Origin of the sequence: Candidatus Planktophila sulfonica (assembly GCF_002288065.1) — a bacterium.
Classification (GTDB): Bacteria; Actinomycetota; Actinomycetes; order Nanopelagicales; family Nanopelagicaceae; genus Planktophila; species Planktophila sulfonica.
Map to the genome: position 1 here is coordinate 1,183,249 of NZ_CP016773.1, position 24,761 is coordinate 1,208,009.

The 24,761-nt window shown below is 48.3% G+C and carries 25 protein-coding genes; 5 read left to right on the plus strand and 20 right to left on the minus strand.

Translation table 11 applies throughout. From position 1 onward, the window contains the following. The first annotated feature begins 10 nt into the window (after positions 1-10). The 3 genes from A1sIA56_RS06055 to A1sIA56_RS06065 are packed head-to-tail and all read left to right on the plus strand — an operon-like array spanning position 11 to position 3,062. Positions 11-820, plus strand: a complete 810-nt coding sequence (locus A1sIA56_RS06055) for a DUF3109 family protein (RefSeq protein WP_095674001.1) — start codon at positions 11-13, stop codon at positions 818-820. 26 nt (positions 821-846) lie between these two features. After that, a complete protein-coding gene (radA, locus tag A1sIA56_RS06060; RefSeq protein WP_095674002.1) occupies positions 847-2,214 on the plus strand; it encodes a DNA repair protein RadA in 1,368 nt (455 codons plus the stop codon). After that, positions 2,214-3,062, plus strand: a complete 849-nt coding sequence (locus A1sIA56_RS06065) for an HhH-GPD family protein (RefSeq protein ID WP_095674003.1) — start codon at positions 2,214-2,216, stop codon at positions 3,060-3,062. Before radA ends, A1sIA56_RS06065 begins: the two co-directional genes overlap by 1 nt. 6 nt (positions 3,063-3,068) lie before the next feature. Here A1sIA56_RS06065 and A1sIA56_RS06070 read toward each other — a convergent pair whose 3' ends face one another. From A1sIA56_RS06070 to A1sIA56_RS06150, 17 genes are all read right to left on the minus strand, one after another. Continuing rightward, on the minus strand, positions 3,069-5,570 hold the full coding sequence (locus tag A1sIA56_RS06070; protein ID WP_095674004.1) for an ATP-dependent Clp protease ATP-binding subunit: 2,502 nt from the start codon (positions 5,568-5,570) through the stop codon (positions 3,069-3,071). A 124-nt stretch (positions 5,571-5,694) separates the two neighbouring features. Then, entirely contained in the window at positions 5,695-6,189 is a 495-nt protein-coding gene (locus A1sIA56_RS06075) for an amino-acid N-acetyltransferase (RefSeq protein WP_095674005.1), read from the minus strand. A gap of 2 nt (positions 6,190-6,191) precedes the next feature. After that, positions 6,192-7,700: a lysine--tRNA ligase gene (gene lysS / locus A1sIA56_RS06080; RefSeq protein WP_095674006.1), complete on the minus strand. Its 1,509-nt coding sequence runs from the start codon at positions 7,698-7,700 to the stop codon at positions 6,192-6,194. Between the two features lie 25 nt (positions 7,701-7,725). Continuing rightward, positions 7,726-8,490: a type III pantothenate kinase gene (locus A1sIA56_RS06085; protein WP_095674007.1), complete on the minus strand. Its 765-nt coding sequence runs from the start codon at positions 8,488-8,490 to the stop codon at positions 7,726-7,728. A 2-nt stretch (positions 8,491-8,492) separates the two neighbouring features. Then, positions 8,493-9,317: a carboxylating nicotinate-nucleotide diphosphorylase gene (nadC, locus tag A1sIA56_RS06090; RefSeq protein WP_095674008.1), complete on the minus strand. Its 825-nt coding sequence runs from the start codon at positions 9,315-9,317 to the stop codon at positions 8,493-8,495. Beyond that, positions 9,314-10,927, minus strand: a complete 1,614-nt coding sequence (locus A1sIA56_RS06095; protein ID WP_095674009.1) for an L-aspartate oxidase — start codon at positions 10,925-10,927, stop codon at positions 9,314-9,316. The genes nadC and A1sIA56_RS06095 overlap by 4 nt, the downstream gene beginning before the upstream one ends. Further along, positions 10,924-11,694, minus strand: a complete 771-nt coding sequence (gene panC / locus A1sIA56_RS06100) for a pantoate--beta-alanine ligase (protein WP_095674010.1) — start codon at positions 11,692-11,694, stop codon at positions 10,924-10,926. The genes A1sIA56_RS06095 and panC overlap by 4 nt, the downstream gene beginning before the upstream one ends. 50 nt (positions 11,695-11,744) lie before the next feature. Next, positions 11,745-12,191 (minus strand): 2-amino-4-hydroxy-6-hydroxymethyldihydropteridine diphosphokinase, encoded by a 447-nt coding sequence (gene folK / locus A1sIA56_RS06105; protein WP_095674011.1) that lies wholly within the window; start codon positions 12,189-12,191, stop codon positions 11,745-11,747. Then, complete coding sequence (folB, locus tag A1sIA56_RS06110; protein ID WP_095674012.1) at positions 12,188-12,544, minus strand: dihydroneopterin aldolase; 357 nt, start codon at positions 12,542-12,544, stop codon at positions 12,188-12,190. The genes folK and folB overlap by 4 nt, the downstream gene beginning before the upstream one ends. Further along, positions 12,541-13,296 (minus strand): dihydropteroate synthase, encoded by a 756-nt coding sequence (gene folP / locus A1sIA56_RS06115; RefSeq protein WP_095674013.1) that lies wholly within the window; start codon positions 13,294-13,296, stop codon positions 12,541-12,543. Before folP ends, folB begins: the two co-directional genes overlap by 4 nt. A gap of 6 nt (positions 13,297-13,302) precedes the next feature. Then, entirely contained in the window at positions 13,303-13,914 is a 612-nt protein-coding gene (gene folE / locus A1sIA56_RS06120; RefSeq protein WP_241389359.1) for a GTP cyclohydrolase I FolE, read from the minus strand. Continuing rightward, a complete protein-coding gene (gene ftsH, locus A1sIA56_RS06125; RefSeq protein WP_095674014.1) occupies positions 13,907-15,997 on the minus strand; it encodes an ATP-dependent zinc metalloprotease FtsH in 2,091 nt (696 codons plus the stop codon). Before ftsH ends, folE begins: the two co-directional genes overlap by 8 nt. A gap of 8 nt (positions 15,998-16,005) precedes the next feature. After that, entirely contained in the window at positions 16,006-16,557 is a 552-nt protein-coding gene (gene hpt, locus A1sIA56_RS06130; protein ID WP_095674015.1) for a hypoxanthine phosphoribosyltransferase, read from the minus strand. 19 nt (positions 16,558-16,576) lie between these two features. After that, positions 16,577-17,539: a tRNA lysidine(34) synthetase TilS gene (gene tilS, locus A1sIA56_RS06135; RefSeq protein ID WP_095674016.1), complete on the minus strand. Its 963-nt coding sequence runs from the start codon at positions 17,537-17,539 to the stop codon at positions 16,577-16,579. 9 nt (positions 17,540-17,548) lie between these two features. Then, the gene (locus A1sIA56_RS06140; protein WP_095674017.1) at positions 17,549-18,751 is read right to left on the minus strand and encodes a C40 family peptidase; all 1,203 of its coding nucleotides are present in this window, start codon (positions 18,749-18,751) and stop codon (positions 17,549-17,551) included. 54 nt (positions 18,752-18,805) lie between these two features. Next, a complete protein-coding gene (locus tag A1sIA56_RS06145) occupies positions 18,806-19,597 on the minus strand; it encodes an ABC transporter permease (protein WP_095674018.1) in 792 nt (263 codons plus the stop codon). After that, positions 19,594-20,502 (minus strand): ABC transporter ATP-binding protein, encoded by a 909-nt coding sequence (locus A1sIA56_RS06150; RefSeq protein WP_095674019.1) that lies wholly within the window; start codon positions 20,500-20,502, stop codon positions 19,594-19,596. Before A1sIA56_RS06150 ends, A1sIA56_RS06145 begins: the two co-directional genes overlap by 4 nt. Positions 20,503-20,560: 58 nt before the next feature. Between A1sIA56_RS06150 and metZ the strand changes: the two genes are divergently transcribed. Beyond that, entirely contained in the window at positions 20,561-21,784 is a 1,224-nt protein-coding gene (gene metZ / locus A1sIA56_RS06155) for an O-succinylhomoserine sulfhydrylase (RefSeq protein WP_095674020.1), read from the plus strand. On the opposite strand, the gene A1sIA56_RS06160 is transcribed toward metZ, so the two are convergent. After that, on the minus strand, positions 21,766-22,635 hold the full coding sequence (locus tag A1sIA56_RS06160) for a heme o synthase (protein WP_095674205.1): 870 nt from the start codon (positions 22,633-22,635) through the stop codon (positions 21,766-21,768). The two genes, metZ and A1sIA56_RS06160, sit on opposite strands and share 19 nt — an antisense overlap. 99 nt (positions 22,636-22,734) lie before the next feature. Here A1sIA56_RS06160 and A1sIA56_RS06165 point away from each other — a divergent pair, with 99 nt between their 5' ends. Then, on the plus strand, positions 22,735-23,193 hold the full coding sequence (locus A1sIA56_RS06165; protein WP_150121997.1) for a hypothetical protein: 459 nt from the start codon (positions 22,735-22,737) through the stop codon (positions 23,191-23,193). On the opposite strand, the gene A1sIA56_RS06170 is transcribed toward A1sIA56_RS06165, so the two are convergent. After that, a complete protein-coding gene (locus A1sIA56_RS06170; RefSeq protein WP_095674022.1) occupies positions 23,190-24,389 on the minus strand; it encodes a D-alanyl-D-alanine carboxypeptidase in 1,200 nt (399 codons plus the stop codon). The two genes, A1sIA56_RS06165 and A1sIA56_RS06170, sit on opposite strands and share 4 nt — an antisense overlap. An 8-nt stretch (positions 24,390-24,397) precedes the next feature. Then, a complete protein-coding gene (locus A1sIA56_RS06175) occupies positions 24,398-24,742 on the minus strand; it encodes a hypothetical protein (protein WP_095674023.1) in 345 nt (114 codons plus the stop codon). Positions 24,743-24,761 lie beyond the last annotated feature (19 nt).

A 24,761-nucleotide genomic window follows, 5' to 3' on the forward strand; every position in this document is an offset into this window, starting at 1 on the left:
CTCTGCGACTATGTCAGAGATAAAGCCAGGTTTCGCTCGCGACTGGGTCGAATTCACAGATCCAAATGATGAAGAAGAAATCTTTAAGTGTGATCTGACCTGGTTGACCTCCTTCTGGACCTGCATCTACGGCGATGGTTGCCAAGGTGTATTTAAGGATCGTCCCAATGATGGGTGTTGCACAGAAGGTGCGATGTACTCAGATGAGGCCGATGAAGAGCGCACTCGTAAAGCAGCAGAATATTTAACGCCCGATATGTGGCAGTTCTATGAAGAAGCTCGTCCAAAGAAACCAGGCGGACAACTTCGCATCACAGATTTAGATGAAGATAAAGAACGCAAAACTCGTACTGTTAACGATGCCTGCATCTTCCTTAACCGTAAAGGTTATGAAGCTCCAGGATTTACCGGTTCATTTGGTTGCGTACTTCACCACCTCGCCCAGAAGCGTGGCATTCACTTTGTAGATACAAAGCCAGATGTATGTTGGCAACTTCCATTGCGTCGTAGCTATGAAACTCGCGAAGTGGGCGAGCGCGAATATTCAGTAACAGTCATCGGCGAATACGAACGTCTTGGTTGGGGCGATGGCGGTGATGATTTCGATTGGTACTGCACAAGCAATACCGATGCACATGTCGGAAGCGAACCGGTCTACATCTCTAATAAGGCAGAACTTTCACAGTTGATGGGTAAGGATGCCTATGCAATCCTGGCTGAACACTGTGACCGCCGTATCCAAGGTATCCGCGATGCGCAGGCGCGCTCGTTGCCGCTCTTCGTTATTCAACACCCAGCAACTATCGCCGCCGGCAAGTAGTCAGCTCCTTCCCCTAACCTACGACTATGGCCAAGGTTGAGAAGGATCCATTCCGCTGTACCGAATGTGGTTGGACATCCCAGAAATGGGTTGGCCGCTGCGGAGAATGCCAAGCATGGGGCTCTGTCGAAGAGTTAGCTGCCCCAAAGAAACTCTCACTCGTTGCAGGCTCTGTTACCTCTAAAGCAACTCCTATCGGCGATGTCGATCTCTCTTCCGCCCGTGCGCGCGCAACCGGCGTCTCTGAACTCGATCGCGTACTTGGTGGCGGTTTAGTTCCAGGTGCTGCAATCTTGCTCGCTGGCGAACCTGGCGTCGGTAAATCAACTCTTCTCTTATCTGTTGCGGCACAAACAGCGGCTAAAGGAATTCCTGCGCTCTATATATCTGGTGAAGAATCAGCTTCACAAGTTCGTTTGCGCGCTGAACGCATTAACGCAGTAGACCCTCAATTATTCCTGGCCTCTGAAACTGATTTAGGTGCAGTCATTGCGCATGTTGATGCAGTGAAACCTGAGCTCTTGATTATCGACTCTGTTCAGACAATCGGATCATCGACTGCTGATGGTTCACCTGGTGGAGTAACTCAGGTTCGCGAAGTTGCGGGTGCACTTATTCGCATCTGCAAAGACCGCGATATCACTCTCTTGTTAGTCGGCCATGTCACTAAAGATGGATCTATTGCAGGTCCTCGTCTTCTCGAACATATCGTCGACGTTGTTCTGCAATTTGAAGGCGAACGTCATTCGCGCCTTCGTTTGATCCGTGCCATCAAGAACCGTTTTGGCGCCAGCGATGAAGTTGGGTGTTTTGATCTCAGCGACACTGGCATCGAAAGTGTTCTCGACCCAACTGGTCTCTTTACATCCCGTCACGCCGAACCAGTGCCAGGAACTTGCGTCACGGTCACTCTCGAAGGTCGCCGTCCCCTTCTTGCTGAAATTCAAGCACTTGTTAGCGCAGGCCGTGAAAATGATTTCGGAAATGCTCGTCGCGTTACTAGCGGCCTCGATTCAGCACGTACTTCAATGACTCTCGCCGTCCTCGAACTACGCGCACATATTCGCGTCGGTGGTCGCGATGTCTATGCCGCAACTGTCGGCGGAATGAAGATGTCTGAACCTGCTGCAGATTTAGCACTCGCTCTCGCTGTCGCATCTGCTGCAAAAGGTTTAGCTCTTCCTGCAGATCTCGTCGCCATCGGTGAAGTTGGACTTGCTGGTGAAATCCGCAAAGTAAGTGGAGTATCGCGTCGTCTCGCTGAGGCCTATCGCCTTGGATTTAAGCGCGCACTTGTTCCAACTGGTTCTGATGTGAAGATTGATGGAATGGAAATCGTTGAAGTTTCTAGACTTGATCAAGCGCTGCAGCGAGTAAAAATCACCGGCGAATAATGCTCGAGAAAGAGATCATTTCTTGGTTTAAGAAGAATAAACGTGATCTCCCCTGGCGCAAGACTGACACATGGGGCGTTCTCGTCTCTGAATTCATGTTGCAGCAAACACCAGTCAATCGAGTTCTTCCGGTATATACCGAGTGGATGAAGCGCTGGCCAACTCCTGCAAAGCTAGCTAAAGCGACACCTGCCGAAGTAATTACTGCATGGGGTCGTCTTGGTTATCCGCGTCGAGCCTTACGTTTACATGAATGCGCCAAGGTAATTACATCGGAATATAAAGGCGTTATTCCGCGTGAAGAGTCTGAGCTGCGCAAACTTCCAGGAATCGGTGAGTACACAGCGGCTGCAATGGTTGCCTTCGCATTTGGTGGTCGCTCACTTGTACTCGATATTAATATTCGCCGCCTCTTTGCACGCATTATTGATGGAGTAGAAACACCTAAGTTGTCGGCAACCAAAGATGAGAAATCACGTTATGAAGCGCTGATTCCGAAGAAGGACCCGCATTTGTGGGCCGCGGCCACAATGGAGCTCGGTGCACTTGTCTGCACTTCACAATCTCCTAAATGTGGAATCTGTCCTGTTGCAAACGATTGCATCTGGCGCAGCCTTGATTATCCAAAGTCAGATGTCGTAAAGCGCACACAGAGTTGGCATGGCACTGATCGCCAATGTCGCGGGACTGTTGTTCAAGCACTTCGTGAAAATGATGTGCTGACTAAAGCGCAGATAGCTCAGTTATGGGATGTTCCATCTCAGCTCGAGAAAGCTTTGATAACTCTGCTTGATGATGGGCTTATTGAACTTCGCGGTAAAGAAAAATTCTCTCTACCGCGAAGCTAGCAATAATTACGCTGTTGGTGCTTCAGCGAGATCTTCAGGGCTGTCAGGTGTTGAAACCTTTGGTGATCCCTTAAAGGTGAACTTCGCATCTGCGTCGACACCTTCAACATCTACAACAATGATTTCGCCAGCCTTGAGCTCGCTAAACAAGATTCGCTCTGAGAGTGAATCTTCGATCTCGCGCTGAATAACGCGACGCAATGGACGCGCACCAAGAAGTGGGTCATATCCACGAGCTGCCAGAAGATCCTTAGCTGCCTGTGTGAGTTCGATTCCCATGTCCTTAGCCTTAAGACGCTCATCGAGTCCAGCGATCATGAGATCAACGATCTGAATGATCTGATCCTTGGTGAGCTGGTGGAAGACGATGACGTCATCGATACGGTTAAGGAATTCTGGGCGGAAGTGGTTCTTGAGTTCGTCTTGAACCTTGCCCTTCATGCGATCGTAATTTGTGAGGTCATCATCGGCGTTAGCAAAGCCAAGCCCGAGTGACTTAGAGATGTCACGGGTACCCAGGTTTGTAGTCATGATGATGACTGTGTTCTTGAAGTCAACGGTGCGACCTTGTGAATCTGTAAGGCGACCATCTTCAAGAACCTGAAGAAGTGAGTTGAAGATATCTGGGTGTGCCTTTTCGATTTCATCGAAGAGAACAACTGAGAATGGACGGCGACGTACCTTTTCAGTGAGCTGTCCGCCCTCGTCGTAACCCACATACCCTGGAGGTGCACCGAATAAACGAGACGCTGTGTGGCGCTCTGAGTATTCAGACATATCGAGTTGGATCAAAGCGGTTTCATCACCGAATAGGAATGATGCAAGTGTGCGTGAAAGTTCTGTCTTACCAACGCCAGAAGGACCAGCGAAGATAAATGAACCACCAGGACGTTTTGGATCCTTAAGGCCTGCGCGTGTTCGGCGGATTGCTTGTGACAACGCCTTGATCGCTTGATCTTGTCCAATAACGCGACGGTGTAGTTCATCTTCCATACGGAGAAGACGCGCTGTCTCTTCTTCAGTCAACTTAAATACTGGAATACCAGTTGATGCTGAAAGTACCTGAGCGATGAGTTCTTCATCTACTTCAGTGACCTTATCGAGGTCAGTTGCCTTCCAATTCTTTTCAGCTTCTTGCTTCTCTTGGATAAGAGTTTTCTCCTTATCGCGAAGAGCTGCAGCGCCTTCAAAATCTTGTCCGTCGATTGCAGATTCCTTAGCCTTACGAGCTTCAGCAATCTTGTCATCGAATTCGCGGAGTTCAGCTGGTGCTGTCATGCGCTTAATGCGAAGACGTGAACCTGCTTCATCAATAAGGTCGATCGCCTTATCTGGAAGGAAGCGATCTGAAATGTAGCGATCTGCCATATTTGCAGCGGCAGAGAGCGCACCATCTGTAATTGAAACTCGGTGGTGGGTTTCGTAACGATCGCGAAGACCCTTAAGAATTTCGATGGTGTGAGCAACTGATGGCTCTTTCACCTGAATCGGCTGGAAACGACGCTCAAGAGCTGCATCTTTTTCGATGTGCTTGCGGTACTCATCGAGAGTTGTTGCACCGATTGTCTGGAGCTCACCGCGTGCGAGCATTGGCTTAAGAATGCTTGCAGCATCGATTGCACCTTCTGCAGCGCCTGCACCAACGAGTGTGTGAATTTCATCGATAAAGATAATGATGTCGCCGCGAGTCTTAATCTCTTTAAGAACCTTCTTGAGGCGCTCTTCGAAATCTCCGCGGTAACGTGAACCTGCAACGAGTGCACCCAGATCGAGTGAGTAGAGCTGCTTATCCTTGAGAGTTTCAGGGACATCGTTCTTTGCAATTGCTTGTGCAAGACCTTCGACAACTGCGGTTTTTCCAACACCTGGTTCGCCGATAAGAACCGGATTGTTCTTTGTACGGCGAGAAAGAATCTGCATAACGCGCTCTACTTCGAGTTCGCGACCGATCACTGGATCGAGCTTTCCTTCACGTGCTGCCTGTGTGAGGTTGCGACCGAATTGATCGAGTACCAATGATGTAGATGGTGTTCCTTCAGCAGGTCCGCCTTGTGAAACAGTTTCTTTGCCTTGGTAGCCAGAGAGAAGTTGAATTACTTGCTGGCGAACACGATTGAGATCGGCGCCGAGCTTGACGAGTACCTGCGCTGCAACGCCTTCGCCTTCGCGAATGAGTCCGAGCAAAATATGTTCTGTGCCAATGTAATTGTGGCCAAGTTGTAGCGCTTCACGCAATGAGAGTTCGAGAACTTTCTTTGCACGTGGAGTAAATGGAATGTGGCCGCTTGGTGCCTGCTGACCTTGTCCAATAATTTCTTCAACCTGTGCGCGAACGCCTTCGAGTGAAATACCAAGTGATTCAAGACCCTTGGCAGCGACGCCTTCACCTTCGTGGATGAGGCCGAGGAGGATATGTTCGGTGCCGATGTAGTTGTGGTTGAGCATGCGTGCTTCTTCTTGAGCTAGGACAACAACGCGTCGAGCTCGATCGGTAAAGCGCTCAAACATGGGCGGAACTCCTTCTATTCATTGAATCTGTCGTAAGCCTATAACCCAGCCTAGGGAAGGCGCGAGGTGGATAGCTCTATGGGCAGTAGAACCCCATATATGGGCTCGATATTCCCGGCAGGGTCTAGAGGTTGAGAAGCATGCGGGTATTGCCGAGGGTATTTGGCTTCACCGATTCGAGATCTAGGAACTCGGCTACACCGGCGTCATAGGAGCGCAGGAGCTGCTGGTAGACCTCTTGATCAACCGGTGTTCCATGAATTTCAACAAAGCCATGGCGACCAAAGAACTCTGTTTGAAATGTGAGGCAGAAAATTCTTTCAACGCCTACTTCGCGCGCACGTTCGATAATGCGCTCCATGATTTTGTGACCGATTCCTTGCTTATGCAAATCTTTTTGAACAGCCACCGTACGAACTTCAGCTAAATCTTCCCAAAGCGTGTGAAGTGCTCCGCAACCGACAACTTTTCCATCAAGTTCTGCGACAGTAAATTCTTGAACACCTTCGTAAAGTGTGACCGTCTCTTTTGCAAGCATCTGACCAGGTGCCGCATAGGAATCAACGAGTTCGCGAATTGCCTTTACGTCTGTTGTCTTAGCTGAGCGAATAACCAACATTGTTAATCAATTTCTGGCTTAACAAGTGGGAACAAAATTGTTTCGCGGATTCCAAGACCAGTAAGAGCCATGAGAAGACGATCAACGCCCATTCCCATTCCGCCCATTGGTGGCATTCCAAATTCCATCGCACGTAAGAAATCTTCATCAACCTGCATCGCTTCGAGATCGCCCTTAGCGCCAAGCTGTGCTTGTTCAACTAAACGATCGCGTTGAATTACTGGGTCGATAAGTTCTGAGTAACCAGTTGCAAGTTCGAAACCATCAACGTAGAGATCCCACTTTTCTACGACGCCCGGAATTTCGCGGTGTGCGCGAACAAGTGGAGAAGTGTCGACGGGATAACCCATAACAAATGTTGGTTCGATTAACTTATCCTGAGCAACATGCTCGAAAATCTCTTCCGCGAGCTTGCCAGTTACCCACTTTGGGTCAATCTTCATGCCGAGCTTTGTGGCGTACTTCTTAAGTTCATCAATCGAAGTAAGTGCTGTTACCTGCTCGCCAACGCCTTCAGAGATTGCGTCGTAGAGAGAAATTTCTTTCCAAGTGCCACCGAGGTCGGCTTGGCGACCATCGTGGTGTGTAACAACGTGTGAACCAGCAACAGCCATTGCTGCGTTCTGAATAAGTGAGCGTGTTACATCTGCGATTGAACGCCAATCCCCGTAAGCCATATATGACTCAACCATTGCGAACTCTGGAGAGTGAGAAGAATCTGCACCTTCGTTGCGGAAGTTACGGTTGATTTCAAAGACGCGCTCGATGCCGCCGACAACGCAGCGCTTTAAGAAGAGTTCTGGTGCAATACGCATAAAGAGATCCATGTCGTATGCATTACTGAAAGTCTTAAATGGACGAGCTGCTGCGCCGCCGTGCATAACTTGAAGCATCGGTGTTTCAACTTCAATAAAGCTTTCGTTATTAAATGTATCGCGAAGTGAACGCATGACCGCTGGACGCATACGCGCTGCTGTGCGAGCTTCTGGGCGAACAATCAAATCTACATAACGCATACGAACGCGAGTCTCTTCAGACATCGGCTTGTGATCATTAGGAAGTGGACGAAGTGACTTTGATGCTAGCGTCCATGAATTTGCAAGGATAGAAAGCTCGCCGCGCTTTGAGGTAATGATTTCGCCCGTAACAGAGACCATGTCGCCTAAATCGATATCTGATTTCCAGGCATCGAGTTGTTCTTGACCAACTTTGTCGAGAGATAACATCGCTTGAAGTTCAGTGCCATCGCCTTCGCGAAGAGTTGCAAAACAGAGCTTGCCGGTATCGCGCTTAAAAATGATGCGGCCAGTAAGGCTCTCGATATCTCCGGTAGCTACATCGATTTCAAGACCGGTGTACTTCTCGCGGACCTCTTTGAGAGATTTGGTGCGGGCAACCGCGACTGGGTATGGCTCGATTCCACGCTCAATAAGGCTGGCGCGCTTCTCACGACGGATCCGAAGTTGCTCGGGTAGGTCGTCTTCTGTCGCAGGCGTGTTATCGGTTGTCATAGGGCATTGAGTCTACCTTTTATCGCTACTGATTCTTCTCATGAATAAGGCGTAGACCGATAAGAGTGAGATCTGGTTCGTGCTCATCGATTGTGTCAGAGACGCCGATGATGAGTGGGGCTAAGCCGCCCGTAGCAATAACTGTAGGAGCTTCGTCGTAATCCTTTGCAAGCTCTGCAGTAATGCGATCAACGAGGCCATCGACTTGTCCTGCAAATCCAAAGATTGTTCCGGATTGCAGAGCTTCGACGGTGTTCTTTCCAATGACGCTCTTTGGGCGAACCAATTCCACTTTACGAAGTTGTGCAGCACGAGCAGCAAGTGCATCGACAGAAATTTCAATTCCGGGAGCGAGTGCGCCGCCAAGGAATTCACCCTTAGGAGATACAACATCGAGGTTTGTCGAAGTTCCGAAATCAACAACGATTGCTGGTCCGCCATACAAAGTATGCGCTGCAAGAGTGTTGACGATGCGGTCGGCGCCGATCTCCTTTGGATTATCAACGAGTAGCTGAACACCAGTCTTAGTTCCTGGTTCAACAATCGTTGTATGAATATCCGCAAAGTAAGTTGCAATCATGGTGCGAAGTTCACGCAACGTTGCCGGCACTGTTGAACAGATTGATAACCCTGTCAGTGGATATCCGCTAATGAGTGCGCTGTATTGAAGCCAAAGTTCGTCAGCCGTAGTGCGTGGGTCGGTCTTAACGCGCCACGACTTAACGAGATCTTGCTTATCGAAGATTCCAAGAACTGTGTTTGTATTTCCTACATCGACTGTTAATAGCATCGCTACTCCGCTCTCAGATCTAAACCGATATCAAAAACTGGTGCGCTGTGGGTCAGTGCGCCAATCGCTAGGTAATTAACTCCTGTGACTGCATATGCCTTTGCGTTTTCAAGTGAGATTCCGCCTGAGGCTTCAAGCTTTGTAGCTCCTGCAACGATAGAAACAGCTTCTGCGCATTGCGCTGGGCTCATATTGTCGAGAAGGACGAGATCGGGCTTGAGTGGCAAGATTTCACGCAATTGATCCAAGGTATCGACCTCAATTTCAATCTCTGACGTTGGGAACTTAGCGCGGACCTTTGAGAATGCTTCTGCCACGCCGCCCGCTGCAGCAATGTGGTTATCTTTAATCAGCGCAGCATCGCTGAGGGACATTCGATGATTTGTTCCGCCGCCCATACGGACTGCGTACTTTTCTAGTAAACGCATACCTGGAGTGGTCTTGCGGGTATCGCGAACTTCGCACTGTGTACCTGCAATCGCATCAACCCATGTACGAGTCAGCGTTGCAATACCACTGAGGTGACCTAAGAAGTTAAGTGCTGTGCGCTCTGCAAGAAGAATGGCACGGGTATCGCCACGGACAGTCATTAATACGTCGCCGGTGCTCACTGAGCTTCCATCTTGAACGTGAACGACAATATCGGTGAGCCCTACTTCTTCAAGAACCGCGCGCGCCATTTCGATTCCAGCCACAACACCAGACTTTCGAGAAATAAAATCGGCAACAACTTTCTCATCACCTGAAACAGTTGCAACGGATGTGATGTCTTCTCCGCCTTGCAAATCTTCAGCAAGTGCCCGTTTGATTAAGTCGCGATCAATCATTTGCTACCCACTTCTTGGTATCCACTCGTCCAATAACCCTTTTGATCAAGATGTTGGACAATGCGCTTCTTCCATTGATTACTTGTCTCAGGAAAATCTTCGCGCCAGTGCGATCCGCGAGTTTCTTGGCGAATGAGCGCAGCTTTAAGAATCGCTTGTGCAAGCTGGAACAAGTTCGTTGTCTCCCAGGCTTCAACGCACGGTTCTGTGCTCTTCTTATCTTCAATACGAGTTAAATCTGAGCTGGTCTTCAATAGTGAATCTGATGAGCGAAGTACTCCGGCGCCACGGCTCATACTCACTTGAATCTCATGACGAACCTTTGGGTCAAGCAGTATTGCTTGTGATGCGTTCTCAACAGGATCACTTTTCTCTGGCAGGTTCTCAGCAATATCTGCAGCAATGCGCGCGCTGAAGACGAGACCTTCAAGGAGTGAATTTGATGCCAGGCGGTTAGCGCCATGAACGCCCGAACATGCTGTTTCACCGCATGCATAGAGGCCGTTAACGCTTGTACGTCCATTTAGATCTACACGAACTCCGCCAGATGCGTAGTGCGATGCAGGGGCTACGGGAATCAAATCCTTAAGTGGGTCAATGCCATGTGAAATGCATGATGCATAAATTGTTGGGAATCGTTCCTTAAATCCTTCAAGGTGTCGGACATCGAGCCAAACATGATGCGCACCTGTCTTATTCATGACGCGCATAATTGAAATTGCAACAACATCGCGAGGAGCTAGTTCTGCAAGTGGGTGAATGTCTTGCATAAACCGCTTTCCGTTATCGTCGACGAGGTATGCACCTTCTCCACGAACGGCTTCGCTTATCAGCGGCTGTTGTCCTTCAGAGTTATCGCCCAGCCATAAAACTGTTGGGTGGAATTGAATGAATTCAACATCAGCAACTTTGGCACCTGCGCGAAGTGCTAGCGCAACGCCATCACCAGTTGAAACAGATGGATTTGTTGTCTGAGCAAAAACTTGGCCAAGTCCACCAGTTGCAAGAACAACAGCACGTGCAAGTCCACGGCCAACACCATCTCGGCTACCTGCACCAATTACGTGGAGAGTTACGCCGCAGACTTCGCCGATATCGTTCTTGAGCGCATCAAGAACGAGCGCGTGTTCTAGAACTTCAATCTCTGGATCGTTCTGCACTGCAGCAAGAAGCGCACGTGAAACTTCGGCGCCAGTTGCGTCCCCTCCAGCATGAAGAATGCGATTACGTAAATGTCCGCCTTCGCGTGTCAAAGCAATTTCGCCGCTATCTTCCTTATCGAAGATTGCTCCTCTTTCAATTAACTTACGAACTGCTTCAGGTCCTTCTGTAACTAGTACGCGGACCGCTTCAACATCACAAAGATCAGCGCCTGCAACGAGTGTGTCCTTCTCATGCGCTTCAGGTGAATCACCATCGCCAAGGGCTGCAGCGATACCGCCTTGAGCCCACTTGGTTGAGCCTTCATCAACGCGCGCTTTAGTTACAAGTAAGACAGATAGACCATATGTGCGGCATTGCAGAGCAGTAGTAAGACCTGCGATACCTGATCCGACAACAATCACGTCAGCAGAAGCGGTCCAGCCTGGTGCCGGTGCCAAGAGCTTCATGCGCGAATTCCCATAGGCATATTGTCAATCAAACGCACTCCATTAATCCAGCCAGCGACAATTGCACGGAGATCACTAGAGGACGATTGAGCGTGCGTGAAACTCTGCTCATCAATGAAATCTGCATAATCAACGGTGAAAGCAGGTTCAGTCGCCAATATCGCTCTTAACTCTTCCTCAGTCTTTGCCTGAGTCAGAGCCCTATAGATAACAGTTGCCGCGGTTCGACCTTCTGGAGTCAATCGAACATTGCGAGAAGACATTGCAAGTCCATCGTTTTCACGAACCGTAGGAGCGGTAATGATTTCTACTTCACCGGCAATTGCCTTAATCAAATGCAATTGTTGGAAATCTTTCTCGCCAAAGATTGCAACTGTGGGATTAACTAAATCAAAGAGGCGGCGAACAACGGTAAGAACTCCATCAAAGTGTCCTGGCCGAGATTTACCTTCATAGATATCACCAATTGGACCAGCTGATTGCTTTGCAAATCCTTCTGGATAAATCTCTGATTGATTTGGCAGCCAGAGATGTGTAACTCCGGCTGTTGCTGCGATTTCAATATCAATATCAGGGGTACGCGGGTACTTCGCTAAATCTTCTTGACTCTCAAATTGCAGTGGATTGATGAAAATACTTGCAACAACGTTCTCGCTATATTTCTTTGCAAGCTGAAAGAGAGATGCATGTCCCGCGTGAAGGGCGCCCATTGTTGGAACAAATGCGCAGGCAGAAGGAAGCTCGCGAGCATTTGTTACTACTTTCATGGCTCCAGTCCTTTCAGGTACCGGGCAGGCAGTAAGTGAATTCTAAGGCGTTAAGGCAGTTGCGCCAAAAGTTCAGAGATTTTGCCGTGTGTAAGCAGAACAGCATCAGGTTCAATCTCATGCCATGGCTCAATAACAAAGCGGCGTTCATGTGCACGCGGATGTGGGAGTTCGAGCTCTTCGGCCTTACTCAGAAGTGATCCATACTGAATGAGATCGAGATCAATCGTGCGAGGTCCCCATCTTTCGATACGTTCGCGACCAAGTGATTTTTCTATTCCTTGAAGAAGCGAAAGTAAATCCAGGGCTGGCAGTTCACTTTCAAGAATGCAGACAGCGTTGATGTAATCGGGTTGTTCCGGACCGCCGACTGGTTTTGTTGTATAAAAACTAGAGATTGCAATTACTTCGGTGGCTTCCTTCAGCATGGCAATTGCCAAATTCATCTGTTCACTTGGATTGCCGATATTGGCGCCAAGTGCGACCACTGCCTTCATCGGGTAATCGTTACCGAGATATCTGAAGTCTGAGCTGAAACCGGTGCTTTCGGTTTATGTACTGTCACAGCAATTGCAGTTATCTCTGGGTGGCCCGATTTAATGCGATCTGCAATGCGTCCTGCAAGTCTTTCGATGAGCTGAACTCGTTCACCGGTAATTTCTTCTACAACTAGATCAGCTAATGAGCCGTAATCAATCGTCTCGGCAAGATTATCTGACCTGCTTGGCTTAGAAAGATCGAGTGAAATTTCAAGATCAACAAAGAAATCTTGACCATTCTTTGCTTCATGATCAAAGACTCCGTGATATCCAAAGCCCCAGATACCTTTTAAGGAAATCTTGTCGCTCATGAGGTAATCGCTTCCTTATTCGCCTTCACGCCATGAACTCTAACTGCCCAGATACCTTTGCCGACAAGCGATTGAGTGACCTGTACCGTCGCTTCTTCGCGATCATCAGGCGTATCGCCACCAAGAAAACGTTTACGTGAATGCCCAATGAGCACTGGGTAGCCAAGCGCAATGAATTCATCGATACGGTTAAGGATTTCCCAGTTATGTTCAGCATCTTTTGCAAAGCCAATGCCCGGGTCAAGAATGATGTTCTCTCGCTTAATGCCAGCAGCTAGCGCCTTATCTAATTGAATTGAAATCTCTTCAATCACTTCGGCTACAACATCTGAATAAATCGCCTTTGAATTCATATCTTTAGAGTGTCCACGCCAATGCATAAGCGTGTATTTGCAGCCTAATTGGGCGACTGTTGAAAACATCTCTGGGTCGGCGGCTCCTCCGCTGACATCATTCACAATCGTTGCGCCTGCTTCCACACCTAACTTGGCAGTTGATGCACGCATGGTGTCGATACTGATGACCACGCTCTCTTTGGCAAGTTCTCGAATAACAGGAATCACTCGCGCTTGTTCTTCTTCGGCAGATACACGATCAGCACCGGGACGCGTTGATTCTCCCCCAATATCGATAATGTCGACGCCATCTTCAATCATCTCGCGGCCATGTGTGATTGCGAGATCTGTATCAAAATGAAGGCCACCGTCGGCAAATGAATCCGGTGTGACGTTGAGAATTCCCATCACCAACATGTGCGGTTATCGATTCGTAATAAGGCTAATTGCTTCTGCGCGAGTTGTTGCATCGCGGAGTACTCCGCGTACCGCAGAAGTTGTTGTTCGAGCTTGAGACTTTCGAACTCCGCGCATCGACATACATAAATGTTCGCAGTCGATTATGACAATGACGCCCATCGGTTTCAAGATCTCAACAAGTGCATCTGCAATCTGCGTTGTAAGTCGCTCTTGCACCTGCGGGCGACGGGCAAAGAGATCAACGAGACGTGCCACTTTAGAGAGCCCAGTGATTTTTCCGCTGGGGATATATCCAACATGAGCAACGCCATGGAAAGGAGTGAGGTGATGTTCGCAATGAGAGAAGACTTCGATATCTCGGATGATGACGAGCTCTTCATGGCCGATATCAAAGGTAGTTGTGAGGACATCTTCTGGCTTCTGCCATAGTCCCTCGAAATTCTCTTTAAATGCGCGAGCAACTCGTGCTGGAGTCTCTTTCAATCCTTCGCGTTCTGGATCTTCTCCGAGTGCAAGAAGAAGCTCGCGAACAGCTTTTTCGGCGCGCTCCTGATCATATGGGTGTGATGCTCTTCCATCACTTGGACCCATTGATACAGAAGAAATCTCACTCACTAGGTGTGGCCTTCTTTACGCGACGATTCTTACGTGGAGCATCTTCAGCAGGTGCAACTACACGTTCAGGAATATCAATCGGTGGCTGTGAAGAAGGGATTCGAGTCGCTGACCCTGTCCATGCTGGGCGAGTAGGCCAAGACTTTACCTTTGCAAAGATTTCTGCGATCTCTTCCTTATTGAGAGTTTCCTTCTCAAGGAGTTGAAGAACCATCTCATCAAGAATTGTGCGGTTAGCTTCAAGAATGTCGTAAGCCTCTTGATGCGCAGTTCCAATTAAGTTGCGAATCTCTGCATCAACAACTGCTGCAACGTTTTCAGAGTAATCACGCTGGTGGCCGTAATCGCGACCCATAAATGGTTCTGATGCATCTGAGCCAAGCTTGATTGCACCAATCGCTTCAGTCATTCCGTATTGAGTAACCATGGCACGCGCCAGTGCTGTTGCCTTTTCAATATCATTTGAAGCACCCGTTGATGGATCGTGGAAGATTAGCTCTTCTGCAGCGCGCCCACCCAATGAATATGCCAATTGATCAAGCAACTGATTGCGAGTAGTTGAGTACTTGTCATCATCTGGAAGAACCATTGTGTAACCAAGTGCACGACCACGAGGCATGATCGTGATCTTATGAACAGGGTCTGTATGTGGAAGTGCGTGTGCAACAAGTGCATGTCCTGCCTCGTGATACGCAGTAACGCGACGTTCTTCTTCAGACATCAAACGTGACTTACGTTGCGGACCAGCCATGACACGATCGATTGCTTCATCAATCTGTGAGTTGTTAATTGTCTTCTGGCCTTCACGAGCTGTGAGCAAAGCTGCTTCATTCAATACATTTGCGAGGTCTGCACCTGTAAATCCTGGCGTGCGACGGGCATATGCAACGAGCTCAACATCCTTAGAGATTGGCTTGCCCTTTGCATGGACCTTGAGAATATCTTCGCGGCCTTTGAGATCAGGACGTTCAACTGGAATCTGTCGATCAAAACGACCTGGGCGCAAGAGCGCTGGATCAAGAACATCGGGACGGTTCGTTGCAGCGATAAGAATTACTTGGCCATTTGCTTCAAAGCCATCCATCTCGACGAGTAACTGATTAAGAGTTTGTTCGCGTTCATCGTGACCGCCACCCATACCTGCACCGCGCTGACGACCCACTGCATCGATTTCATCAACGAAGACAATTGCAGGTGCATTTGCCTTAGCTTGATTAAAGAGATCGCGCACGCGAGCTGCACCAACACCGACAAACATTTCGACAAAGTCAGAACCTGAAATTGAATAGAAAGGAACTTTTGCTTCGCCCGCAACGGCACGCGCAAGAAGTGTCTTACCTGTTCCTGGAGGGCCGTAGAGAAGTACGCCCTTAGGAATCTTTGCACCTAAGAGTGCGTACTTGGCAGGGTCAGCTAGGAAATCCTTGATCTCTTCTAGTTCAGCAATTGCTTCATCAGAACCTGCAACATCGGCAAAGGTATTTTGTGGAACATCGTTATCTTGCAACTTCGCACGTGATTTTCCGAAGGAGAAGACGCGATTTCCGCCTTGAGCCTGGCTCATCATGAGGAAGAAGAGGAATCCAATAATCAGAATTGGTCCAAATGAGAACAAGAATGTTGTGAAGAATGATTGCGTTGGAACATCAACGCTCCAGCCTTTTGCTGGTGGGTTAGCTGTTAGCGCATCAACAAGAGTTGGTTCTTGGCGCGCCACATACGAAGCTTCAACTTTCGTTGAACCCTTAATGGTGTTGCCATTTGAGAGCACCAAGCGAATCTTCTGAGACTTATCGACCAGCACTGCGGATTCAACTTGTGAGCGAGAAATCGCATCAATTGCCTGTGAAGTTTTGATCTCTGTGTAGCGACCCGATGCAGAAGAGATTTGGCCGAAGATTGAGACACCAAAGATTGCAACGATGATCCAGAAAAGTGGCCCACGGAAAATCTTCTGCGAGCGAGTAAGAGGAGCCTTCTTTCCGCCATCTTTCGCAGGTGAGTTCTGACCCTTCTTAGATGTTGCCTTCTTCAGCTTATCCATCGGGTTATTTGATTTCTTCTGTGGTTCGAGGGAAGTCATAAATATCCTTATGAGTACATGTGCTTTGCAAGCACACCGATAAATGAAAGGTTGCGATACTTCTCATCGAAATCGAGACCGTAGCCAACAACAAATTCCTTAGGAATATCGAAGCCAACGTACTTCACATCAACTTCAACTTTTGCAGCCTCAGGCTTACGAAGGATTGCAAGAATTTCAACAGATGCTGCGCCGCGAGAGAAAAGATTTGATTTAAGCCATGAAAGTGTCAGACCGGTATCGACGATATCTTCGACAATCAGAACGTGGCGTCCGGTGATATCGCGGTCGAGATCTTTAAGAATACGAACTACGCCACTTGATTTTGTTCCGGAACCGTAAGAAGAGACAGCCATCCAATCCATCTCAATATGAGTCTGCATTGCACGAGTGAGGTCAGCCATCGCCATGATTGCGCCCTTGAGAACTCCAACAAGAAGAACGTTCTTATCTTTGTAATCTGCATCAACGCGAGCTGCAAGTTCTGCAATCTTTGCTGCAAGTTGCTCTTCTGTTGCGATTACCTTTTCAACATCGGTTCCGACTGCTGCTAAATCCACGTGGTCTGCTCCTCGATAGTTAAGGCTGGGCTAAGAGCGAAAGTCTGCCCGAAATTCGCTCAACCTTCACACCACCGGGAAGGCTGATAGCCCCTTGGCCCCTCCATGACGTGACGAGCGCCTCAACTGCGGCTAAATGATCGGCTGTAATTGAGCCTGATGGGGCTCCGGCAGCGTAAATAGCCGCCCTCAGGATACGTGAGCGAATAGCTCTCGCCAGGCTCGCTAAATGCTCGCAGTCGAGTTGAGCTGGGTCGAGCTCTGTCATTTCTTTCTGGGCAATCTCATCAAGGGCATCGGCATCATCGCGCAATAAAGATGCGCTCCTTGCAAGTGCGGCTGAAATTCCAGGACCTAACTTCTCTTCCATCACCGGAAGAACTTCGCTGCGAACTCTTACTCGAGAAAATTCTGTATTGCCGTTATGCGGATCGTTCCAGGGGTCAATCCCAATCTCTTTACATGCAGCAACTGTCTCAGCACGAGTAATTCCTAAAAGTGGACGTAGATAAATTCCATTCTTCATTGCCATTCCAGAAAGTGATCGTGTTCCAGATCCACGAGCTAATCCAAGTAAAACTGTCTCAGCTTGATCATCACGTGTGTGACCTAAGAAGATTTGCGTTGCCTTCTCTTGCGCAGCGCACGCAGCAAGAGCTTGATAACGTGCATCACGAGCGCCAGCTTCGAGGCCGGACTGAGTAGTGACCACAACTTTGCGAGTAATAACTTTCTCATAACCCATCCTCTTTAACTGAGCTTCTACCTTTTCCGCTTGAATATTTGAACCGCTTTGCAATTGGTGATCGATAGTTACACCAATCGCGGTGATTGCATTTGCTTGCGATTCTTTAAGAATTGCATATGCCAGTGCAAGTGAATCTGCGCCTCCAGAAACAGCAACAAGAACTGTGTCGCCTGCTTCGAGGGATGCAAGGTATGGCTTTACTGCGTTGCGGATAGCAACGGTTGCATCAGTCATGAGTGAAGATTAGACCCGACCACCGAAAGGCATAAGCCCCTTAACGCTATAGATATTGGAGTAGAGCAAGCCCTTACCCTTTGAATTCGCCTCCCACATCATTCCTTCGCCTGCATAAATAGTGATGTGGTGGATAGTGGAGATAGTTCCCTTATATGAATAGAAGAGAAGATCGCCCGGCTGAAGTTGAGTGAGTGGTACATGCTTTGTATAACCTGAATACAGAGCAGAGTTGAGGCGATCCCAGTTTGGCCAGCCCAGACCTGCTGATTTATATGCAGCATAGACAAGACCTGAACAGTCGAATGAGTTTGGCCCTTGGGTTCCCCAGATATATGGCTTGCGCGCAAGAACCTGCTTCTTCGCAAATGCAACTGCTGCTAATCGTTGCGCTTCTGTTGTGCGAATTGTAGAACGGCCCTTAAAGCCGCGATCTGGCCAAACTTTCGCCTGATTAATTGTTGTCGTAGCAGTTGTTGCTTGGCTCTCTTCCAAGAGCGCCAACTGACGTTGCTGTTCCAGAGTAATTCTTACATTTCGCGCACTCGCTAATTCACGAATCAACTTATCTTGAACTGCTCGAAGTTTATTAACTTCCTTTTGTTGTAGCGCTTGAGCGGCATCAGCAATCTTCTTCGTTGCTTCTACCTTTGCAGTAGCGACAACTTGAATGGCGCGCGCTTCATCTGCCTTCTTCTTTGCAGCCTTTGCAATAATTTCTGCAGCCTTGTATCGCTCGAGCGCTGTCGTGTTGCGCGCACCGAGAGTATTAAGTGTTGAAAGTTGATCAACAAGATCCTGCGGACCATTAGCGCTCAACAAAGGTTGGATATCGCTCATGCTTCCGCCAAGAATGTAGGCATCTGCGGCAAGCTTTCCGATAACTCGGTGAGCTTCAGCTACGGCCTCGGCAGTTTCGGCTGCGTACTTGGCCGCTGCAACTGCTTGCGCTGTTGCGATATCTAACTCTTTCTTCGCTTTGAGATAGATAGCCCTAGCTGTATTTGCCCGAGCTGTTAATTGCTTAAGTGTGAGATTGGCTGCCGCTAACTTTTTTGCTGCCGCATCTGCAGCTTTCTTCTTCGCTGCTTCTGCTTGCTTCGCTGCCTCGATTTCGGCAAGCGTTGGCTTGGGTTTTGCGATTGCAGGGGTCGAGGCAAGAGTCAGGCTTGCAATGATTGCAAGGCAAATAAAGCTCTTTCTCCGACGCATTGTTGAAGAATAATTGAGCCCCCACTCTTATTGCGGGGTATCAGGTGAGTGTCGCTAGTTAGCCACATCTCTCCGCGAAAAGAGCACGGTCGCAACAAGTGCTCCGACCAATACATAGGAAGTTCCCAGAGTTAACGCATGCGAATATGAAATATCTGCGCTACCGCCCTGAGCAATCATGCTTAGTTGGTTGCCAGGCATCCATTCTAGGAATACTGGCTTCACAGCTCCTAAGAGATTTTCAATGATCAGAATCCATAGGACACCGATTGAGATTGCAGAAATTGGTGAGCGAAGGAGAAGGCCAAGGACCATTCCCACGATTCCGAAGTAGACGACAGAGATTGTTACGTTAACTAGGGTCTTTCCAATTTCGGTATATCCATCGGATGTAAACCAAAGCTCTGTAGAAACTTTGGCGCGATCAGATAAGAAGTAAGAGATTCCAATACTTACTGCAGCTGAAATAAGAATCATGATGAGGGCAAATATTTTCATCGCAATGAGCTTGCCGACGAGTATTCGAATACGACCTGGTTGGCGAACCAAGATATTTCGCAAGGTGCCGTATGTGTACTCCTGCGCAGTCTGAGCTGCAAAAACGCAGAGCGCAATGATTCCGAGTAACCCACCTACTGATGCAAATCCATAAACAGAACCGCCTGCAAGTTCGAGCACTTCACGGCCAATTTGTCGTCCACGGTCTCCATTTCCTTGCTCGGAATCAATCATCAAATACAGGAAGGTGGATGTGAGCCCAGTAAAGAAGAGGGCTGCGCCGATAGTTCCTAGGAAGAGAGTTGGACGGCGCAATTTTCGCCATTCTGCGCGAACAATGCGAATCATTTCTTTTCTCCTGTCATCTCAAAGAATGTCTCTTCGAGGTTAGGCATCTGCGGCGATAGCTGGGTAATCAAAATCCCTGCATCAAAGGCTTTGCGATTGAGTGTTCCTGCCCAATCTGCTGGCCCCTCGATATGTGCAACTTCAGAACGGATAGTTGCTTTATGACCATCAGCTTCAGCAATTGCAACAATCTTTTGTAGATCGCTCTGCGAATCTGTTTTCACCAAGATAAATGGCTGTTGCATGAGGAAGAGATCTTGGATTGGGCCTGCAAAAACAACTTCACCTTTTCGCAGCATGACGATGTATTCGCTGATGATTTCAAGTTCAGAGAGCAAGTGTGAAGAGACGAAAACTGTTGTCCCCTGGCTAGCTAACTTCTTGAGTAAATCACGAACCTCTTGAATACCTTCAGGATCAAGACCATTTGTTGGTTCGTCGAGAACGAGAACTTTTGGTTCAGGAAGTAGAGCGGCTGCGATTCCGAGGCGCTGTTTCATGCCGAGCGAATAAGTTTTGTACTTGGAATTTCCGCGACCTTCGAGTCCAACAGTCTTAATCAATTCAGCAACGCGTTCGATGGGATATCCGCCAAGTGTTGCTAGAACTTTGAGGTTTTCTTCGCCGGTAAGTGCTGGATAAAAGGCGGGACCTTCAATCATCGCTCCGACGCGTGAAAGATATTTTTCAGGGTGAGTAATGGATTCACCGAGAACTTCTGCTGTTCCGCCAGTTGGCGTAATAAGCCCAAGAAGCATGCGAATTGTTGTTGTCTTGCCTGCTCCGTTGGGACCGACAAATCCACAGATTGTTCCGAGTGGTACTTCAAAATTCGCGTGAGAGACAGCAAATCCTGAGTCATATTTCTTGCTCAGATCCTTTACGGATATCGCTAATGAGGTCATGCGGGCAATATAGCGGGCAAAACTTAAGGCTTTCTGAATATGGACTTAGGATGTGCTCATGAGCAAAGAGGTATGGGGCTATCACGAGCACCCAAAACGTCGCGAACCGGATTGGGAAGTCAATTCTCAAACTGCTGCAGTTCGCGAAGGTCTTGCTCGCTCTGGTTTCGGTGAAACTTCTGAAGCTCTCTATCTCAATAGTGGTTTTACTTATGCTGATTCGCAAGAAGCTCTTGATTCCTTCACGGACGAGACAGATCACTTCCTTTATAGTCGATTTCATAACCCAACGGTTGCTATGTTTGAAAAGCGCCTCGCAGCAATCGAAGGCGCGGATTACTGCGTAGCCACTGCGTCAGGTATGGCAGCAATGTTTGCATCTCTTGCCTGCCTTGTTGAAGCAGGCGATCACGTTGTGGCTTCTGCTTCTATGTTTAGTTCTTGCCACGTTGTTATTACAGAAATCCTTCCTAAGTGGGGCGTTACTTACGAACTTGTGAAAGCAAATGACAATGCAGCGTGGGAAAAAGCTCTCTCAAAGCCGACAAAGGCTGTCTTTATCGAAACTCCAAGTAATCCATTGATGGAGATAGTTGATATTCGCGTTGTCTCAGATCTTGCTCATAAAGTCGGCGCAACTGTCATCGTGGATAACGTCATGGCTTCTCCTGTATTGCAGAAGCCCCTCGAGCTCGGTGCAGATGTAGTCATGTACTCAGCAACAAAACATATTGATGGTCAAGGCCGTGTATTAGCTGGTGCACTTCTTGGCTCCTTCGAATACATCAATGAGAAACTCATTCCATTCATTCGCCACACGGGTCCATCACTGAGCGCATTCAATGCATGGGTGCTTGTTAAGTCACTTGAAACCATGGATCTACGCGTTACTCGTATGTGCGAGAACGCTCAGGCCATCGCTGAATTCTTGGAGCCACGTAAAGAAATTAAGAGCGTCCGCTACCCAGGGCTGGCATCTCACCCAGATCGCGCAGTCATTGCTAAGCAGATGAAGGCTGGCGGAACGACGATTGGTATTGAGTTTGCCGGCTCTCAGAAGGATGCATTTAAATTTATGGATGCTCTTCGAGTCATCGATATCTCAAATAACTTGGGCGATAGCAAGTCGTTGATTACTCACCCAGCTTCGACAACACATCGCCGACTATCTGTTGAGACTCAAGCAGAGATGGGCATTACGCCATCTGTTTTAAGGCTTTCAGTAGGGCTTGAGCACATTGATGACTTGCTAAGAGATATAACTCAAGCGCTTAGTAGCTGAGCAACAACTAGCAATATCGAGAGCAAGCTCAAGTAAGTGATGGACCAGTGGAAAATTCCTGCCGCCACTTTATTGTAATTATCTGAATTCTCTTTCAGTGCAAAGAGTTGGAAGGTAAAGACCGCACCAAGTAGAACTGTTGTGCACAAGACCCATACAGGCAGCTCGGCAAGTTGAATCATCGCTGTTGAAGAAATAACCATTGCAATCGTGTGAAACCACATCTGTCCGATCACTGATGATTGCGAAGAAACAGAAGGCAACATCGGAATTCCTGCAGCGGAATAATCATCTTTATATTTGATTGCAAGTGCCCAAAAGTGCGGTGGAGTCCAGAAGAAGACCACCATAAAGAATGCAACTGGAACCCATGTCAGAGATCCTGTAACTGCAGCCCAACCAATCAGTACAGGCATACAACCTGCTGCCCCACCCCACACAATATTTTGAGATGTATTTGGCTTGAGAAGAATTGTGTAGATCACTACGTAGTAGAAAATTGCTAACGCCGTGAGCAAAGTGGCAAGCGCTGTAGTAAAGATTGCGAAGATTGCGAGCGAGAGAATTGATATCGCTGTTGCAAAGAGAGTTGCGTGTTTGCGTGAAATTGCACCTGTGACAATTGGGCGCTTAGAAGTACGCACCATCAATTTGTCTGTGTCGGCTTCGATCACCATGTTGAAGGCGTTTGACGCCCCCGCTGCGAGTGTTCCACCGACCAGAGTGGCAGCGACTAGGCCAAAGGAAGGAAGACCCTTTTCAGCCAAGACCATAGCGGGCAGTGTTGTGATGATTAAGAGCTCAACTACGCGTAATTTCATCAAATCGATATAGGCGCGGAGGGCTGACACGCGCTTAGGGTACCCATAATTGCCAGGGAGGATGAGGTCGATTCTCAGCACCCTTTAAGGATGCTCTTCTACCTTGCTCTTAATGAAAGGGGTCACACAATGACACCGAATACGACACCAGATCCGTCACCAAAACCAGAATGGTTTGAACTTACTGAGAATCAAACTCCATCAGCGGGTTTGCGCAAGGTAAATAAGGTTCTTCCAATTACCACTCTTGTGGTTGCTGGCGGTCTACTTCTTGGTGGTTCATTATTTGCAAACGCTAATAATGAAAGTTCGATCCCTACAGAAAATTCAGTAGCAACTCAATCTGCTGTAGCAAGTGCACCGGCACCAACTGCTGCGAGTGTTTCTAATAACTCTGCGGCGGTAACTCCCGCCAAGCCAACCACAGTAAAAACTGTAACCGGCGCCAACGGACTTCCGATGCCCGTTGTAACAAACGTTCCTCAACGTGGCGATGACGACGATGATGAACACGAAGGACGTAAACGCGGCGATCGTGAGAGAGATCATGACGATGATGATCAAGATGAAGATGAGGACGACGACTAAGCCGTTGTTACAACCTCAACTGCTACAACCTCGGCAGGTTGAACCGGGAAGATAGGAAGTAGCGGAGCCGCGACTTTGCCAAGTATGCGGTCCACGGTTGAACGTGCAAATTTCTCAGCGCGTGAACTTCTATTTAAGCGATCTGCGATGATAACGAAGACATACTCACGATCACCTGCTTCGACATAACCTGCAAGATTTGTTGTTCCGTTCAATGTTCCTGTCTTTGCTTTAACTAAACCAATAGCTTCTGGCGCAGTGTCAACAAATCTCTTCTTAAGTGTTCCAGTGATTCCACCGATTGGAAGTCCACTAATGAGCGGGGCAAACTTTGCATCGGTGCGTATCTTCGCCAACAAACGGGCGACTTGAATCGCTGTAATTCGATTCTCATGTGAAAGGCCACTCGCATCGCGGGCTAAGAGGCCCTTGCTATCTACTCCCAAGCCAGTCAGAACCTCGTCAAAAGTTCTTGCTACACCTTCATTATTGAGCGGATAGCCAGCAGCTTGAGAGGCAAGGCGGGCGATGCGCTCAGTTAATAAATTATCGCTCCATGTCAGAGCAAAGGCCAACATTTCCTGAAGTTCAGGAGACTGTGAAGAGAGAATTTCTTCTCCAGAAAGTTCTAGAGCTTTCTCACTCGATACCCGCTTCATCGCGGCCTTTACTCCGCGCTTTGCAAAGAAAGCTTTGATGTTGGCTACATCTTGTGAATACAGATCAGAGTAATAAATTGTTGAGTTGCGGATAGAACCAGGGTTCGCCTCTTGCAGTGCTGATAGTGCGTTGTATTCAATCCGCGGAATAGATGTGCGGCCCATCTTCTTAGCTACTGAATCGTTCAAGCTCATCCAGGGGTCGAGTGATCCATGGATCACAATGCTCTTCTCATTGACTCCAACCCAAGCCGACGTTGTAAAGCGTTCGGTTGGATCCATGTAGGTCAGTGCGGCAGCTGCGGAATAGATTTTTAATACAGATGCAGGTTTGCGAGGAGAGTATGCGCTCTTCTCAAATACAACAGCGCCTGTCAGCTGGTCAATGACTGCAACTGATGGATTAGCAAGTGCTGAACTTGCTGTCAGTCTTTCAAAGGTTGCGGCAACGCTTAGCGGGTCAACTGCCGAAGCTTGAATGGGAGAAATATTTGGGATGGCAAAAATAAGACATGCCAATATCCCAAACTTCTTCATGAATTCAATTACCAGACGTATGCAATAAGAATGTTCAGAACTGTTAATCCGAGCATTGCGGCCCAGACTGAATTCTTAAGTACTGGCTTCTTTAGATTCTTATAACCAAGTGTCAAAATCACAGCGATAACCAATCCTTTGACCCCAAATTTGCTGTGGTTTGCAGCCTCTTCGTGAGCCTGATCCCACAGACCAACCATGACCACTGCGGCAACGAGGGCGGTAAGAGAAGCGTGGACAACGCCAGCACTTAACTTCTTTGGATTCTTATTAGCCTGCAAGAGCAAGAGCACAAGAATTCCAACTACGCAGAGCAGGTGGATGCCAAATGCGATGTGATAAACGATCTCCATGATGACTCCTTATTGGTAA

Bases quoted from the DNA above. Each gene is read 5' to 3' on its own strand.
- A1sIA56_RS06085 (WP_095674007.1), bottom strand. From the start codon at position 8,490: ATGCTATTAACAGTCGATGTAGGAAATACAAACACAGTTCTTGGAATC.
- folP (WP_095674013.1), bottom strand. From the start codon at position 13,296: ATGTTGGTGATGGGAATTCTCAACGTCACACCGGATTCATTTGCCGAC.
- metZ (WP_095674020.1), top strand. From the start codon at position 20,561: ATGAGCAAAGAGGTATGGGGCTATCACGAGCACCCAAAACGTCGCGAA.
- A1sIA56_RS06065 (WP_095674003.1), top strand. From the start codon at position 2,214: ATGCTCGAGAAAGAGATCATTTCTTGGTTTAAGAAGAATAAACGTGAT.
- ftsH (WP_095674014.1), bottom strand. From the start codon at position 15,997: ATGACTTCCCTCGAACCACAGAAGAAATCAAATAACCCGATGGATAAG.
- A1sIA56_RS06170 (WP_095674022.1), bottom strand. From the start codon at position 24,389: ATGAAGAAGTTTGGGATATTGGCATGTCTTATTTTTGCCATCCCAAAT.
- A1sIA56_RS06095 (WP_095674009.1), bottom strand. From the start codon at position 10,927: ATGAAGCTCTTGGCACCGGCACCAGGCTGGACCGCTTCTGCTGACGTG.
- A1sIA56_RS06055 (WP_095674001.1), top strand. From the start codon at position 11: ATGTCAGAGATAAAGCCAGGTTTCGCTCGCGACTGGGTCGAATTCACA.
- A1sIA56_RS06165 (WP_150121997.1), top strand. From the start codon at position 22,735: ATGACACCGAATACGACACCAGATCCGTCACCAAAACCAGAATGGTTT.
- A1sIA56_RS06145 (WP_095674018.1), bottom strand. From the start codon at position 19,597: ATGATTCGCATTGTTCGCGCAGAATGGCGAAAATTGCGCCGTCCAACT.
- A1sIA56_RS06175 (WP_095674023.1), bottom strand. From the start codon at position 24,742: ATGGAGATCGTTTATCACATCGCATTTGGCATCCACCTGCTCTGCGTA.
- A1sIA56_RS06075 (WP_095674005.1), bottom strand. From the start codon at position 6,189: ATGTTGGTTATTCGCTCAGCTAAGACAACAGACGTAAAGGCAATTCGC.
- A1sIA56_RS06150 (WP_095674019.1), bottom strand. From the start codon at position 20,502: ATGACCTCATTAGCGATATCCGTAAAGGATCTGAGCAAGAAATATGAC.
- lysS (WP_095674006.1), bottom strand. From the start codon at position 7,700: ATGACAACCGATAACACGCCTGCGACAGAAGACGACCTACCCGAGCAA.
- tilS (WP_095674016.1), bottom strand. From the start codon at position 17,539: ATGACTGATGCAACCGTTGCTATCCGCAACGCAGTAAAGCCATACCTT.
- nadC (WP_095674008.1), bottom strand. From the start codon at position 9,317: ATGATTGATCGCGACTTAATCAAACGGGCACTTGCTGAAGATTTGCAA.
- radA (WP_095674002.1), top strand. From the start codon at position 847: ATGGCCAAGGTTGAGAAGGATCCATTCCGCTGTACCGAATGTGGTTGG.
- A1sIA56_RS06070 (WP_095674004.1), bottom strand. From the start codon at position 5,570: ATGTTTGAGCGCTTTACCGATCGAGCTCGACGCGTTGTTGTCCTAGCT.
- folK (WP_095674011.1), bottom strand. From the start codon at position 12,191: ATGAAGGCAGTGGTCGCACTTGGCGCCAATATCGGCAATCCAAGTGAA.
- panC (WP_095674010.1), bottom strand. From the start codon at position 11,694: ATGAAAGTAGTAACAAATGCTCGCGAGCTTCCTTCTGCCTGCGCATTT.
- A1sIA56_RS06140 (WP_095674017.1), bottom strand. From the start codon at position 18,751: ATGCGTCGGAGAAAGAGCTTTATTTGCCTTGCAATCATTGCAAGCCTG.
- folB (WP_095674012.1), bottom strand. From the start codon at position 12,544: ATGAGCGACAAGATTTCCTTAAAAGGTATCTGGGGCTTTGGATATCAC.